Origin of the sequence: Candidatus Sulfotelmatobacter sp. (assembly GCA_035498555.1) — a bacterium.
Classification (GTDB): Bacteria; Eisenbacteria; RBG-16-71-46; order RBG-16-71-46; family RBG-16-71-46; genus DATKAB01.
This window is the reverse complement of record DATKAB010000013.1, coordinates 18,428-32,575: the sequence shown is the minus strand read 5'-3', so window position 1 is coordinate 32,575 and position 14,148 is coordinate 18,428. Positions and strand designations below refer to the sequence as shown.

The following is a 14,148-nucleotide window of genomic DNA, read 5'->3' as shown; positions in this document are numbered from 1 at the left end:
TGGTGGCCACGCGCTGGAGCTGACGCCGGTCGATTTGCGCGGGCGCGCCGCCGCGGCGCAGGCTGGCGACCTGATCGAGCGGCACCATCACCGGCATCCCGGTCTTCTTGTCGGTCTGCGAGGTGGCGATCGGCGTACGCAGCAGATCGGCTTCCGACTGGCGGTACTCCGGCGCCATGCGCACGCGGACGTCGTAGGAGAGTCCGCTGCTCGGATCCTCCCAGTCGCCGGCCTTCTCGCCGGAGAGGATCGGGCGCAGCGACTGCCCGATCTCGCCGATCGAGAGTCCGACCTGCGCGGCGAGATCGCGATTCACGTCGACCGCCCATTCGGGCTTGCGGCCCTCGAGCGAGGATTTCAGCTCGACCAGGCCGGGGACGTCCTTGATCTTCGCGATCGCCTGGTCCGACAGCTCTTGAAGCTTGGCGAGATCCGGGCCGTTCAGGTTGATCACGATCGGTGCCTGCGAACCGCCCACGGCGCCAAGCTGGAGGATGCGCGCGCTCGATCCGGTGAAGCGCGGCAAGACCTTCCTGACGTCGGTCTCGAACTCCTGCTGCGACAGCTTGCGCTCGTGCCGCGGCACCATCTTCACGAACACCGAACCGCGATTGACCTCGTTGTTCTGCGACGAGCCGCCAATCGAGAGATAGGTATACGCCACCTCGGGGCGAGACTTGAGGTAGCGCGAGATCTCGAGGCCCTTCTCCTTGGTGTAGTCGATCGAGGAGCCGACCGGCGTCTCGAACGCCACCATGGTCTGTTCCTCGTCCGACTTCGGCATGAACTGCCCGCCCACCAGTCCCGCCACCGGCAGCGCGATCGCGACCACGAACGAAGCCGCGGCGATGCCGAGCGTGATGAAACGGTGCTTCAATGCCCACCGGATCACGCCGCGATAGCGATGGCTGGCCTCGTCGAACCAGTCGTTGAAGCGGCGCAGCAGCTTTCCGACCGGGCCCCTGGGTGGCGCGCCTTCGGCCTGCGGGTCGTACCAACGCGACGACAGCATCGGGTCGAGCGTGAACGACACGAACAGCGACACCAGCACCGCGAACGCGATGACGATACCGAACTGGTAGAAGAACTTGCCGACGATGCCGCCCATGAATGCGACCGGCACGAACACCGCTACGATCGAGAGCGAGGTCGCGAGCACCGCAAAGCCGATCTCGGCGGTGCCGTTGCGCGCGGCGGTCATGTGGTCTTCGCCGCGCTCGACATGGCGAACGATATTCTCACGCACCACGATGGCGTCGTCGATCAGGATGCCGATCACCAGCGAAAGCGCCATCAGCGTCATGGTGTTGAGCGTGAAGCCGAAGGCGTAGAAGGCGAGGAACGCCGAGATCACCGAAACCGGGAGAGTGAGGCCGGTGATGACGGTCGAACGCCACGAGTTGAGGAAGATGAACACGATCAGAATCGTGAGGATCGCGCCCTCGACCAGCGTCTTCTGGACGTCGTCCACCGACTGGCGGATCCACACCGAGTTGTCCTGAATCACCGACAGCCGCGCGCCGCGTGGCAGCGTCCGGTTGAGGTCCGCGACGCGCTGATTGACGGCGTCGGCGATGTCCACGGTGTTGGCGCCCGAGACCTTGCGGATCTCGATCGCCACCGAGCGCTGGCCGTTCACGAACGCCGCGTCGCGCTCCTCCTCCTGCGCATCCTCGATACGAGCAACCTGGCCAAGGCGCACGGTGCTGCCGTTGCGCACCGACACCGCGATGTTGGCGAATTCTGCCGGGTCCTTGATGCGGCCCTGGATGCGCACCAGGTCCTCGTGTGCGCCACGCTTGACCCGGCCGGCCGGCACGTCGGAGTTCTCGCGCTCGATCGCCGTCGTCACCTGGTCGGGCGAGACGCCGAGCGCGTTCATGCGATCGGGCAGCAGCAGGGCATGGATCTCGCGGCGCACGCCCCCGACCACCGTGACACTGCCGACCCCCGAGACGTTCTGGATGCGCCGGCTGATGTCTTCTTCGGCGAGCCGCGTGAGATCGCGCAGCGCCCAGCCCGGTCCGTTGACCGCGAAGCTCATGATCGGCTGCGAGGCCGGATCGAAGCGCGCGATCACCGGCGGATCGATGTCCTTGGGCAGATCCTGGCGGATGCCGTCCATCTTGGAGCGGACGTCGGCGACCGCGTCCATGATGTGAGTGTTGAGCTGGAACTCGATGAAGACCTGGCTGAAGCCTTCGTTTGAGTACGAGAAGATGCGCTTCACGCCCTCGACCGAGTTGACCGACTCCTCGATCTTCTTGGTGACTTCGCGTTCGACCGCTTCGGGCGAAGCGCCCGAGTAGTTGGTGGTGATGCTGACGAACGGGAAATCCACCTTGGGCCACAGATCGACCGCCAGCCGTCGATAGGAGAAGATGCCAAGCGTCACCAGCGCCACGATCAGCATGGTGGCGAGCACCGGCCGGCGAATCGAGAGATCGCTGAGAAACATGGATCAGCTCTCCTTTCCGCCGATCTGCACCGATTGTCCTTCGACCAGGCCCTCGATCGGGCCGGTCACCACGCTGTCGCCGGGCTTCAGGCCCGACAGGATCTCGATCAGGTCGCGCGCGTCGTCGCGAACGCCAATCTTGATCGCGCGTTTCGCGAGCTTGCCGTTCTCGACCACCATCGCATAGGTCGCGTCACCCTGACCGCGCACGCCGCTGGCCGGCGCGGCCAGCGCCTGGCGCGACTCCTCGGTGACGATGCTGCCCGAGGCGAACAGTCCGCCCACCAGCCTGCCGCCGGGATTCGGCACGTTGACGTAGACCTTGACCTGGCGCGTCGCCGCATCCACCGCCGCGTTCACGCGCGCGACGTGGCCCTGCACGCTGCCGGCCGGGAATCCTGACACGTTGAGCCGCACCGGCGAGCCCACTCGGATGTGGGGAATGAACTCGCTCGGCACCGTGGCCTCGAACTCGAACTCGGCGGTGTTGACGATCTCGAACATCGGATCGCCGTCGCCGGGACGATCGCCGCTCTCGACCGAGCGCACCGAGACCACGCCGTTGATGGGCGAGCGCACGTTGGCGTCATCCCACTTCTTGCTGGCCTGGGCTTCGTTGGCCTGCGCCATCTTGAACGCGGCTTCGGCGGACTCGACGTCGTGTTTCGAGACCGCGCCTTCCTTGAACAGGTTCTGCTGCCGGTCGTAGTCGTCGCTGGCGATCTTCAGCTGGGCCCTGGCGCTGGTGGCCGCGGCCTCGAACGAGGCTCCACGGAAACGGGCCAGGAGCTGTCCCTTGCTCACTGCCTGGCCCTCACGCACTAGCACCTGCTCGATCAGCTCGGCCATCGGCGCCGTCACCTTCACGTCCACCGAGGGCGTGAGCGTGCCGGAGACCGGCACTCCCGAGGTGAGATCGGTGCGCGTCACGACGCCCACGTCACTGGCCGCGAGCAAGGCGGCGTTCTGCGCGACGCCGGCGGCTGCCGAATCCCCCGACTTGCCTCCACAGCCGTACACGGCGACCAGCGCGAGCAGCGCCGCCCCCATCCACAATTTCGTCACACGCTTCATGGTCAACGCTCCTCTTCGGTCTGGGCCGCGGTCAGCTCGTCGAGTGGGCGCTTCACCAGCGGCAGCGGATGCCCGAGGGCGCGCTCCAGTTCGAGCAGGGCGAGGCGATAGTTCTTGGTGGCTTCGGCTTCGTTGATCTGGGCGGTCTGCATCTGCAACCTCGCGTCGGAGACCTCGAGCTGGGTGGACAGGCCGTTCTTGTAGCGCACGTCGGCCAGATAGTGGGCGCGCTGCGCGAGCCCGGCGGTGACGTCGCGCGCCAACAGCTCGGCGAGCATGCGCCGCGCTTCGAGACGCGCCTGGGCAACCTCGATCTCGACGTTCTCCCGTTCCTGATCACGTTGATATTCGGCCTGGCGCAGCTCGGCGTTGGCCTGTGCGACCGCTCCCGACACCTTGAAGCCGGTGAAGATCGGCAAGTCGAGCCTGAGCTGCGCGGTGAGGCTGCGATGGAACTGGTCGAGCGTCGGCCGCTCGATCTGCGGAAATGCCTGCTGCGAGAGCGTTCCCGACAGTGTGAGGCTTGGCCAGTAGCCCGCTTTCTGGACCCGGACGAGCTGCTTCCGCGCTTCGACGTCGGCGTCGGCGCGAATCAAGGCCGCGCGGCCGGTGGGCTCGTTGTTCTCGTCGGCAACCACCGGGACCATGCGGTCGGGGAATGTGAGCGTGGTAGTCAGCTCGAGCGGCTGCTCGAGCGGCACGTTGAGGAGCCGCTTGAGATTGAACATGGCGAGATCCACGGCGTTGCTTGCGGTCACCACCGGCGGTTCCTCGTTGGCGGCGTCGACCTGGGCCCGGATCAGATCGTATTCGGAGCGCGAGCCTTCCTTCTGGTACTCGGCGACCTCGGTGAGATGCGCGCGGGCCTGATCGAGCCCCATTCGCGAAATCGCGAGCACCTCGCGGCTGTACACCGCCTCGAGATACGCGCGCTGGACGCGCGCGCGGATGTTGGCGGCCGTCTCATCGCGATCCGCGCGGTTGCTGGCGCGGTAGGCGCGCGCCGCCGACAATCCCGCGGCGATACGGCCGCCCGACCACAGCAGCTGGGATCCGGTCAGCTCGGCATTCCAGCTGTTGGGCGAACCGAACGGACTGTTCTTGAACAGGCTCGCGATCCCGCTCGTGTCGCCGGCGAGACTCTGGTAGATCGAAGCGAACTGCCGGCCGTAGGTCAGCGAGCCGTTGATTTGCGGCAGCGCCTCGGAGAGCGCCTGTCGCACCTGTGCGTCGGCGACATCCACCTGCGAATTGGCGATGTGGATCTCTTGGCCCTGCGAGAGCGCGCGGGCCACGGCTTCGTCCACCGACAGGCGCAGCGTGTCGGCGATCGAAGGCGCCGCAACTACCTCGCGGGCGAGTGCGACGTCGAATCGCGGCACGATCGCGAGCGCGACGGGCAGCAGAAGTGCGGCCGCGGCGGCCATCTGGGTACCGCGGCGCGCGCTCATGACCTCGTTCCTCTCGGTGCCAGACCGTCGACCACCAGCCGGATGCGGGCGGAGAGCTCGTCCTGAAGATTGAACTGCGTCTGCTCGGGACAGTGGACCCACATAAACAGGAGACCGTAATAAGTGGCAGTCAGCACGCCGATCACGCGCTGCGGATCGAGATCGCGGCGTAGCTCGCCGTTCCGCTGGCCCTGCTCGATGACCTTGAAGATCACCTGATCCCAGCGGCTGCCGATGTCCTCGACCGGCGCGAATGCGCGCTCGAGCAGCTCGCTCAGGACGTAGCGAGAGAGCTCGCGATCCTCCTCGAACGCCGACGCGGCGCGCGCGAAGATCTCGATCAGCTTTTCGGCCGCCGGCTTGTCGGCGGCCAACACCTCGTTGGCGGCGGCTTCGGCATCCGCGAGCCGCTGCTCGGACAGGTAGGCGAGAACCGCTTCCTTTTTCGGGAAATAGTTGAAAAACGTGCCGCGCGCGACGTCGGCGCGCTCCGTGATTTCGTCCACGGTCGTGGCCTCGAAGCCACGCTCGCGGAACAGGCGAATCGCGTGAAGGAAGATGCGCTGTCGCGTTTCGTCCTTCTTGCGTTCGCGGCGAGAGATTTCGAGTTCGCTCATGGTGGGTACCTCGGGAACGGGAGCTTTGGACTGAGTAGGTAATTGGACTAAACACAAAGTTAGACGCAGTCCAACTCGCAAAGGTTTCATCATGCTCAGAAGATTGCGGTCTTGTGACATATTTAAAGTGATTTCAATGAGTTACCGATGTAGCAGCGTGCGCAGCCAGTTCTCCCTGCGGTTCAATAAGCAGGGTCCTGCCAACCGCAATCTTCCGAGCATGACCGGCAAGTCGCGTATGCTGGCGCCATGACCCACCCCAGGGATGGAGGCGGCTCCCAGTCCCGCGTCCTGGTCACGGATGGCGAGTTCAAACACACCCTCGGGATTGCCCGCGCGCTGGCTCTCCGCGGCCACGAAGTCCATCTGCTGGCCCGCTCCGGCCGCGCTCCGGCGGCGCATTCGCGCGCCGTGGCCGAGTGCCATCTGGGGCCCTCGCCTGGCGACCCGGCCTACGACGACTGGCTCATGGGGATCCTGTCCGCCCTGGCTCCCGTGAGCCTGTTGCCGGTGGGAAGCGCCACGATGGCCGCGGCGCACCGCCTGCGCGGCCGTTTCCCGGCCGGAGCGAACGTGGCGCTTCCGCCGCCGGCATCGTTCGAAGCGGCGAATGAGAAGGCCCGCGCCGCGCTCATGGCCCGGGCGATCGGGGTCGCGACGCCCGACGAGCGCCTGGTCGGAAGCGAAGCCGAGGCCCTGGCCGCGCTTCGGGCGCTCGGGCTTCCGCTGGTGCTCAAGTCGGCGCGCGAAGAGGGCCGGAAGGTGCTGCGCTACGTGCGTGCCGAATCCGAGCTGGCCGAAGCGTTCGCCACGCTCCGCACGCTCACCGGCGGAGCGTTGCTTGCCCAGCGCTACATCGAGGGCGATGGCTTCGGATTCAGCGCGCTCTACTGGAACGGCCGCCGCATGCGACACTGCATGCATCGCCGCCTGCGCGAATGGCCACCGAGCGGAGGCACCAGCGCGTGCGCCGAGAGCCTGCCCGAGGCGCCCGAGCTCGAACGTGCCGGCACCGCGCTGCTCGACGCTCTGCAGTGGCATGGCGTGGCGATGGTGGAGTTCAAGGGCGCGCTGGCGCCGGGGGAATTGTCCCTGATGGAGGTGAACGCGAAGTTCTGGGGGTCGCACGATCTCGCGCTCGCGGCGGGCGTGGATTTTCCGGGCGATCTGGTCGCGCTGCTGGAAGGCCAGCGACTGGGCCCCCAGGCTCCGGTGAAACGCGTCCGCTTCTCCTGGCCGCTGGGCGGCGACCTGTGGCACGGGCTGTTCCGTCCCGCCGATCTGCCGCGCGTGCTGTGGGATGCGATCTCGCCGGCGGTGGCGCACAACTACCGGCTCGACGATCCGCTGCCGCACGTGTTCGAGCTGATGCAGTGGGCGCGCTCGTTCCCGGGCGCGCTTCGCGAGGCGCGCGAGCTGCGATGAGCTGGACGTTCGTCGGGCACGTGCACACGCGCCACAGCTTCGACTCCCTGACCGATCCCACCGCGCTCGCCCGGCATGCCGCGGCGCTCAAGATCGACGTGCTGGCGGTGACCGACCACGACACCTGGCGGGGCGCCCTCGACACCCGCGAAGCCGCGGCCAGGCTCGGCCTTCCGCTCATGGTGATCCTCGCGTCGGAAGTGGCCACCGACCAGGGCGACGTGATCGCCCTGTTCCTGCGCCGCGATCTGCGCGAGTCGAGCGCACCCCGGCTCTGCGACGCGATTCACGAGGACGGCGGCCTGGTGCTGCTGCCTCATGCGTTCAAGTGGCACCGTCTCGATGAGGAGCTGCTGAAGCGCGTGGACCTGATCGAGGTGCACAACGCCCGCACCGGACGCGCGGACAACACGCGCGCGCTCGAGCTCGCGCACCGGCGCGGCCTGCCCGAGTTGGTGGGGCCCGACGCGCACCGGCTGGGCGAATTGAACCTGGCACGCGTCGAGTTCGAGGGGGATCGGCCCGCCGATGACGAGGGTTTGAAGCTGGCGCTCAAGAGCGCGCCGCGCCGGTTTCATCTCGGCACCGGCTCGATCTGGAACGAATGGTTGAGCCAGGGCGCGAAATTCCTGCGGCAGCCGTCGTTCCACGACGCCTTCTGGCTGGTGCGCAGCGGACTGAGACGCCTGGTGAAACCCGGCGAATACGTGAGCGGATGAGCGCGCCTCTCCACCGCGGCCGGCCGCTGCGCGTGCTGCACGGCACCTATGAAGTGGCCGGCCAGGGCATGATGCTGGCGCGCGCGCTTCGGGATCTGGGCTGCGAGTCCGACTCGCTCGCCTATCGCGTCGACTGGGACGGGCGGCGGCCCGAGTTGATCGTCGATCTCGACCGCCATCGCACCGGGCTCGGCCGGCTGGTCGGCATGGCCGGCGCGTTCGCGCGCTGGGCCGGTCATTACGACGTGTTCCACTTTCACTTCGGCACCAGCTTCTTCTACGTGCATCCGCGCGAGCAGCCGCAGGCCTTGCGCGGGCACTGGGATCTGCCGCTGCTGAAGCGGATGGGCAAACGCATCGTGTTCCACTTTCACGGCTGCGAGATCCGCAATCGCGAGTTGATGCGCGCACGGCATCGGCTCGCGACCTGCACCGAGTGCAACCCGTTCTGTCATCCCTGGCACCAGCAGTGGCTCGCCGAGCAGGCGGCGCGGTACGCCGATCGCGTGTTCTTCTCGACGCTCGATCTCGCCGAGTCGGTGCCCAACGGAGTCCAGCTGCCGCTCGCGATCGAGGCCGAGCGCTGGAAGCGCGCCGCCCGCGAATTTGCTCTCCCCGACGCCGGCCACCGCGACGGCGTCCACGCTCCGGTGGTGATCGCGCATGCGCCCACCCACCGGTTGATCAAGGGCACCGCCTACGTCGAGGCGGCGGCACGGGAGCTGCGCGACGAGGGATTGAACGTCGAGCTGCGGCTCATCGAAAGACGCCCGTGGGCGACGATGCCGGAGTTCCTCGCCGGCTGCGACATCCTGGTGGATCAGCTGATGATGGGCTGGTACGGGCTGCTCGCGATCGAGGGGATGGCGATGGGCCGCACCGTGATCGCCTACCTGCGCGAGGACTTCTCGGCGCAATTGAAAGGCTGCCCGGTCGAGAGCGCCGAGCCGGGCACGCTCACCGATTTGCTGCGCGAGCTGGTGCGCGATCCCGCGCGTCGCGCGATGCTGGGGGTCGCCGGCCAGCGCTACGTGGATCATCACCACGACCTGCCGGTGGTGGGAGCGAGGCTCCTGGCGGAGTACCGGGCGATCCTGGGTGGCACGCCTGCGTCCAGATTCGAAGCCGCCGGCGCGAAGCCTGGCGCATGAGGATCTCGTTCCGATTCGACGGGCCGGCGTGGGCGGAGCCGCGCACGCGCTGGACGATCAGCACGATCGCGCCGCTGCTCGACGCGCCGTGGGGGCTGGATCCACCCGATCACACACCACGGGCGGATCAGCCGGTGGTCTGGATCGGGCAGCAGGCGCCGGCGCCGCGCGATACCGCCGCGGTGATCGCATTCGAAGGCTGGCGTGAATGGCAGGCGGCCACGCTCGAGCGCGTGAAGTTCGACGGCGTCACGTTGGCGGCGCCCGCGGGAGCATCCAAGGCCGATTCGCCCGGCCATTTTCCCAGCGCCTGGTTGCAATCGTTGTGGCACGTGCTCTCGCGACAGGAAGAGCGCGAAGACGCGCGGCGCGACCAGTGGCAATGCTACAGCGGCGAGTACACGCGGCTCGGCGGGATCGGGCTGCTCGAGACCCCGTGGGTGAATCTGGCGGCCGAGCAGTTGCGATCGCGGATCGAAGCGTGGTGCGCTTCACGAGGCGTGTCGCTTCCGCGCACGCCGCGCTGGAAGAACGGCGCCCGTTTCGCCGTCGCCCTGAGCCACGACGTCGACGACGTGCGCCTGCGCTCGGTGGCGCAATCGTTGCGATTGTTGAGCCTCTCACGATCCCCGAAATCGTACGCGTTCCGGGGCGGGCTCGCGGCGTTGTCGCGGTCGCTGCTTGCTTCGAGCGGCTCCGATCCCTATTCGCAGTTCGAGCGTTGGGCGCAGCAAGAAGCCGACCGTGGCTTCAGAGCGACCTGGTTCGTGTTCGGACAAACGCGCCTCGCCCATGAGTACGACGCTCCCTATCTTCTGTCCGATCGGCTGAGCTTCGAAGGACGAACCACGTCGGTCGGCCAGATGTTCGGTTCGCTTGGCGCGCGTGGCTTCGAGATCGGTCTCCACGGCACGTATGGCTCGTGGCGCGATGCCGGCGTGTTGAGAGCGGAGCGCGAACGGGTGGCGCGCGCGACCGGGCGCGAGGTCACCAGCACGCGCCAGCACTATCTGCGCTTCGATATCGACCGCACCTTAGCCGCGCAGGAGGGCGCCGGCCTCACCACCGACGCCACCCTCGGCTACAACGAAGCGATCGGATTTCGCGCCGGGATCGCGGCCCCCTTTCATCCGTGGAACGCGGGAGCACTCCAGGCCCACCGGCTCCTCGAGGTGCCGCTCACGCTCATGGATGGCGCCCTGTTCCGCTCCTTCCAGCTCTCGCCGGAGGCCGCGGTGAGGCGCACGCTCGAGCATCTCGAGTCGGTCGAGCGGGTGGGCGGGCTCGCCGGCCTGCTCTGGCATCCCAATGCGGCTGCCGAACGCCTGTTTCCCGGCTGGTGGTCGTGCTTCGTCGCGGCGCTCGATCACCTGGTCGCGCGCGGCGCCTGGGTCGCGAATGTGGGCGAGATCGCCGAATGGTGGCGCGAGCGAAATCGCCGACTTGAATTGGATTCCGCGACCGACTGAGCGATCGCGCTCAGAACCTCATGCTCACCTGCGCCATGTAATTTCGCGTCGCGGCCGGAATGTACTCGGCGTAGCGGACGCCCAGATACGTGTACCCGTAGCCGCTCGCGTCGTAGAACAGATTGGTGGCGTTGAGCAGTCGCACCGTGAGATCGAGGCGGGAGGCGCCGAGACGGAATCCGGTTCCGCCCGACAGATCGAGCACCGTGTGCGGGTCGATGCTGCGCGAGTTTTCCTGCGAGTTGTCCATGTACATGCGCCCGGCGCTGTGCGTCGCCGCCGCCAGCCAGCCGCGGGTGGATTCGACCCTCAGCTCGAGGTTGACGAGCAGATCGGGGAACAGGCCGATGGTGTTGCCGTTGAAGGTGGACGGGTTCCCGAGATCGTCATACTCCACGTAATCGATGAAATGGTTGTCACTGAAGGTGGCGTTGCCGTTGAGCACCGCGCGCGACGTCCGGCCGAGCGAGCGCGCCGCCATTCCCGCCAGCTCCACCCCTTCGTGCAGCGAGCGCGCGGCATTGGCCACCTCCGGCACTCCGAGATCGGTGTTGAACTGACCGGCGTCCACCAGCTCGTCGCGGAAGTCCATGCGGAAGAGATTCACGGTGAGCGCGGCCGCCGGGCCGCTGGCGCCGCCGGGCGCCCGTGAAGAGCCGCCCGACCAGGCCGCGCCAGCCTCGAAGTCGTTGACGCGCTCCGGGCGGATCAGCGGGTCGGTCCAGGTATGGGTGGCGGGATCCTGGTGCGCGAACAGCGGCGCGCTCGGATAGTCCTCTCCATCGTAGAGATTCTGGAGCGCGGGCTCGCGCGAGGTCTGCGCCCACGACGCGAACAGGGCGACCGCGCGTTTGCCCGGCTGCCAGGCCAGCCCCAGGCGCGGCAGGAAGAAATCATAGCTCTGGATGAAGTTGACGCCGTCGAAGTTGTCGCCGCGCATGTCGTAGGACTGGTACCGCCAGGCCGCGTCGGCGGTGACGCTGAACGCGGCCGACGGATTCCATTCCTCGCGCGCGAAGATCCCGCCCGAAAACGTGCGCGGATGGAAGTCGTAGTAGAGCGGGTTGGGCCCCGTCCCGGGCGGCAAGTTCGAGCCGCTCTGAATCGCGCCGTAGTGATGTCCGTCGTGCCAGCGCATCTCGCCGCCCACGATCAGCGTGCCGTGGGGCTGCTGCCACGAGGCCCTGGGCAGCCAGCCGTAGTGCTGATCCACGATCGTGCGCCGGCGCACCACGTCGGTGCTGATGATGGTGAACTTGCCGTTGACGTCCTGGGTGAGCGCGCCGCTGGCGTCCTGCTGATAGTAGTCGCGCGGCGCCAGCGTCGAGTCGGTCGTGGTCCAGCTCGCCAGGCGATAGCTGGCCAGGGGCTCCTCGAAGCGCTGCTCATCGTAGTAGCCCTTGCCGTCGAAATAGAAGACGGTGTTGCTGATCGAAAGGCGCTCGCTCGGCGCCCAGTTGTGCAGCAGGACGTAGTGCGGCTCGAAGAAATGATCGCGCTCGTCGGGGAAGGTGAGCGGATTGAAACGCCGGTCCTCGGCCATGGCCTCGGGCGACAGACCGTAGTAGGCCAGGTGAGTCTCTTCCGGCCCGCCGAACAGGTTCACCTGGAAGGATTGGCGGCCCACCAGCTTTCTCGCCGCCAGCAGATACGACCACAGCTTCGACCACGATTGATCGCGGTAGCCGAAGCTGCTGATGCGCGAGTATCGCCCGTAGAGGTTCCAGCCGCCGTCGAGATCGCCGGAGTTGCCCTCGAAGGTGAGGCGCTTGGTCTCGAACGAGCCGTAGTCCACGGTGAGGCGCTGCTCGGGAGCATGCGTGAACGGGGAGGTCGTCAGGTTGACGCTACCGCCCACCGCCGCCGCGCCGTAGAGCGCCGCGCCGACGCCGCGCTGCATGGTGACCTCGGCGGTCGAGGCCAGCAGGTCGGGATGATCGATCCAGTAAACCTCGTGCGACTCGGGGTCGTTGAGCGGCACGCCGTCGATCAACACGCTGATTCGCCGCTGCGGAAATCCGCGGATCGAGAGATACGAGTAGCCCACTCCGTTTCCCGCGTCGGAGTAGGCGTAGGCGTCGGGCATCGAGGCGATCGCCATGGGCGTGTCCTGGCCCCAGGTGCGCGACAGAACCTCCCTGCGATCCAGGGTGGTTCTGGCGATTGGCGAAGTCGAGGTGAATCGCGTGGTGCTCACCTCGGTCACCGGCAACGTCACCACGCGGGAAAAGGTGTCGGCGGCGGCCGAGTCGGCGGGTGCGGCGGCGTTGGCGGGCGTCGGGATGAGCAGTGTTGCCGCGAACAGGGCGACGCAGTAGCGCGCACCGAAATTCACGAGTGGTCTCCTCGCTGGAGCGCGTGGCCCGCCGCATAGATCAGCAGCGAGGCGCCGAGCCCGGCGTAGATGGGTTCGATGGAAAAGGGATTGCGCCCGCGTACGTCAAGCATGCGGGCCACGATCCAGCCGAATGAGACCAAGAATGGAATCGCCATGGCGGCGGTGGTCCAGTGGTGGCCAAGACGGCCGCGCCCGAGCAGCGCAGTGCCGACCGGGAGCAGCAGCGCCGGCGTGGTGATCGAGCCCAGGTCGTGCCACAGGTCGATGACGCTCTGCCTGGCGATCGCCAGCACGGTGGCGAACAGTGCCGCGATCCACAGCCCCCATCTCGAATACGAAACCGCCTTCGCCTCGTCCGCACCGCGCTGCAACCGCCAGATCACGTCGCGGCCAATGGTGGTGGCGGCGATGAAGCCGTAGGAATCGATGGTGCTCATCACCGTGGCGATCATCGCCAGGTAGAAGAGGCCGAGCGCGAACGGCGGCAGCGTGAGGTTGGCGATCTCGGGAAACGCATAGACCGGCTGCGCCAGATTCGGCAGCAGGGCGCGCGCGTACATCCCGCATGCGGTGGTGAGGAAGTCGAAGATCGCCCAGCATACGATCGACCACAGCACGCCCTGCTTCGCGATCTCGGGATCGCGCGCGGCGTAGGCGCGCTGCCAGAAGCCCGGATCCACCAGCGCCGAGAGCGCGATGAAGTACCAGACCAGGATCGCGCCGGGGGGATTGCCCCCGCGCCAGGTGAACAGCTCGGGCGGCAGGCGCTGCTCGAGGAATGGCAGGCCGCCCTGCTTCGCCACCAGCACCGCGAGCAGGATGATGAAGCCGAGGTACATCAGCACGAACTGCACCTGGTCGGTGAAGACCACGCTTCGCAGGCCGCCGCGATGGATGTAGAAGACCGAGAGCAGCGACGAGGCGACGATGCACGGCACCAGGGGCAGCCCGAACATCGCGGCGAACAAGGTGCCGAGCATCAACACATAGGCGGCCGGCGCCGAGATGATGAACACGGCGGTCGCGCCGATCAGGGCCGGGCCGCGCCCATAGCTCTTGAGCAGCAGATCGGGCAGGGTGGTCAGCGCGGCCTCGCGCGCCCGGCGCGCGAACAACAGCGCGAACAGCAACGCGCCGATGTAGTAGGGCACGCCGAATACCACCCAGTTGGCGAGCCCGTAGCGGTACGAATACTCGCCGACGCCGAGGATGCCACCGTACCAGGTGACGACCAGCGTGGCCACGAACGCCGGCAGCGTGACGCGGCGGCCCGCGAGCAGATACTCGAGCGGCGTCTTGCTGGTGCCGAACAGGCGCAGCCAGACCGCCGCCAGAAACGCGAAATAGAGTGCGACCAGTCCCCAGTCGAGTGGACTGTGGCTGAACATGCGCGCATCCCCTGCGGGCGGATCGAGGTCTCGCGACGTCGCGCGGCGTGTGGCCGCG

At 67.3% G+C, this 14,148-nt stretch carries 10 protein-coding genes; 4 read left to right on the top strand and 6 right to left on the bottom strand.

The window, feature by feature from the left end; translation table 11 throughout:
* The 4 genes from VMJ70_01635 to VMJ70_01620 form a co-directional block, all read right to left on the bottom strand.
* The coding region (locus tag VMJ70_01635) for an efflux RND transporter permease subunit (protein ID HTO89808.1) at window positions 1-2,458 on the bottom strand (2,458 nt) is incomplete at its 3' end.
* A 3-nt stretch (window positions 2,459-2,461) separates the two neighbouring features.
* On the bottom strand, window positions 2,462-3,532 hold the full coding sequence (locus VMJ70_01630) for an efflux RND transporter periplasmic adaptor subunit (GenBank protein ID HTO89807.1): 1,071 nt from the start codon (window positions 3,530-3,532) through the stop codon (window positions 2,462-2,464).
* 2 nt (window positions 3,533-3,534) lie between these two features.
* Entirely contained in the window at window positions 3,535-4,983 is a 1,449-nt protein-coding gene (locus tag VMJ70_01625) for a TolC family protein (GenBank protein HTO89806.1), read from the bottom strand.
* Complete coding sequence (locus tag VMJ70_01620) at window positions 4,980-5,600, bottom strand: TetR/AcrR family transcriptional regulator (GenBank protein HTO89805.1); 621 nt, start codon at window positions 5,598-5,600, stop codon at window positions 4,980-4,982. Before VMJ70_01620 ends, VMJ70_01625 begins: the two co-directional genes overlap by 4 nt.
* Before the next feature lie 249 nt (window positions 5,601-5,849).
* Between VMJ70_01620 and VMJ70_01615 the strand changes: the two genes are divergently transcribed.
* From VMJ70_01615 to VMJ70_01600, 4 genes are read left to right on the top strand one after another with little or no spacing between them, the layout of a single operon-like run.
* On the top strand, window positions 5,850-7,025 hold the full coding sequence (locus VMJ70_01615) for a hypothetical protein (protein ID HTO89804.1): 1,176 nt from the start codon (window positions 5,850-5,852) through the stop codon (window positions 7,023-7,025).
* Window positions 7,022-7,744: a PHP domain-containing protein gene (locus VMJ70_01610; GenBank protein ID HTO89803.1), complete on the top strand. Its 723-nt coding sequence runs from the start codon at window positions 7,022-7,024 to the stop codon at window positions 7,742-7,744. Before VMJ70_01615 ends, VMJ70_01610 begins: the two co-directional genes overlap by 4 nt.
* Complete coding sequence (locus VMJ70_01605; GenBank protein ID HTO89802.1) at window positions 7,741-8,895, top strand: hypothetical protein; 1,155 nt, start codon at window positions 7,741-7,743, stop codon at window positions 8,893-8,895. Before VMJ70_01610 ends, VMJ70_01605 begins: the two co-directional genes overlap by 4 nt.
* Window positions 8,892-10,364 carry a polysaccharide deacetylase family protein gene (locus tag VMJ70_01600; protein HTO89801.1) on the top strand — a complete coding sequence of 491 codons (1,473 nt, stop codon included), beginning with the start codon at window positions 8,892-8,894 and terminating at the stop codon, window positions 10,362-10,364. The genes VMJ70_01605 and VMJ70_01600 overlap by 4 nt, the downstream gene beginning before the upstream one ends.
* Before the next feature lie 10 nt (window positions 10,365-10,374).
* Here the strand turns inward: VMJ70_01600 and VMJ70_01595 are convergent, their stop codons facing one another.
* A complete protein-coding gene (locus tag VMJ70_01595; protein ID HTO89800.1) occupies window positions 10,375-12,699 on the bottom strand; it encodes a TonB-dependent receptor in 2,325 nt (774 codons plus the stop codon).
* Window positions 12,696-14,090 carry a sodium:solute symporter family protein gene (locus tag VMJ70_01590; GenBank protein HTO89799.1) on the bottom strand — a complete coding sequence of 465 codons (1,395 nt, stop codon included), beginning with the start codon at window positions 14,088-14,090 and terminating at the stop codon, window positions 12,696-12,698. The genes VMJ70_01595 and VMJ70_01590 overlap by 4 nt, the downstream gene beginning before the upstream one ends.
* Between the last annotated feature and the right edge of the window lie 58 nt (window positions 14,091-14,148).

Bases quoted from the DNA above. Each gene is read 5' to 3' on its own strand.
- VMJ70_01630 (HTO89807.1), bottom strand. From the start codon at position 3,532: ATGAAGCGTGTGACGAAATTGTGGATGGGGGCGGCGCTGCTCGCGCTG.
- VMJ70_01625 (HTO89806.1), bottom strand. From the start codon at position 4,983: ATGAGCGCGCGCCGCGGTACCCAGATGGCCGCCGCGGCCGCACTTCTG.
- VMJ70_01620 (HTO89805.1), bottom strand. From the start codon at position 5,600: ATGAGCGAACTCGAAATCTCTCGCCGCGAACGCAAGAAGGACGAAACG.
- VMJ70_01615 (HTO89804.1), top strand. From the start codon at position 5,850: ATGACCCACCCCAGGGATGGAGGCGGCTCCCAGTCCCGCGTCCTGGTC.
- VMJ70_01610 (HTO89803.1), top strand. From the start codon at position 7,022: ATGAGCTGGACGTTCGTCGGGCACGTGCACACGCGCCACAGCTTCGAC.
- VMJ70_01605 (HTO89802.1), top strand. From the start codon at position 7,741: ATGAGCGCGCCTCTCCACCGCGGCCGGCCGCTGCGCGTGCTGCACGGC.
- VMJ70_01600 (HTO89801.1), top strand. From the start codon at position 8,892: ATGAGGATCTCGTTCCGATTCGACGGGCCGGCGTGGGCGGAGCCGCGC.
- VMJ70_01590 (HTO89799.1), bottom strand. From the start codon at position 14,090: ATGTTCAGCCACAGTCCACTCGACTGGGGACTGGTCGCACTCTATTTC.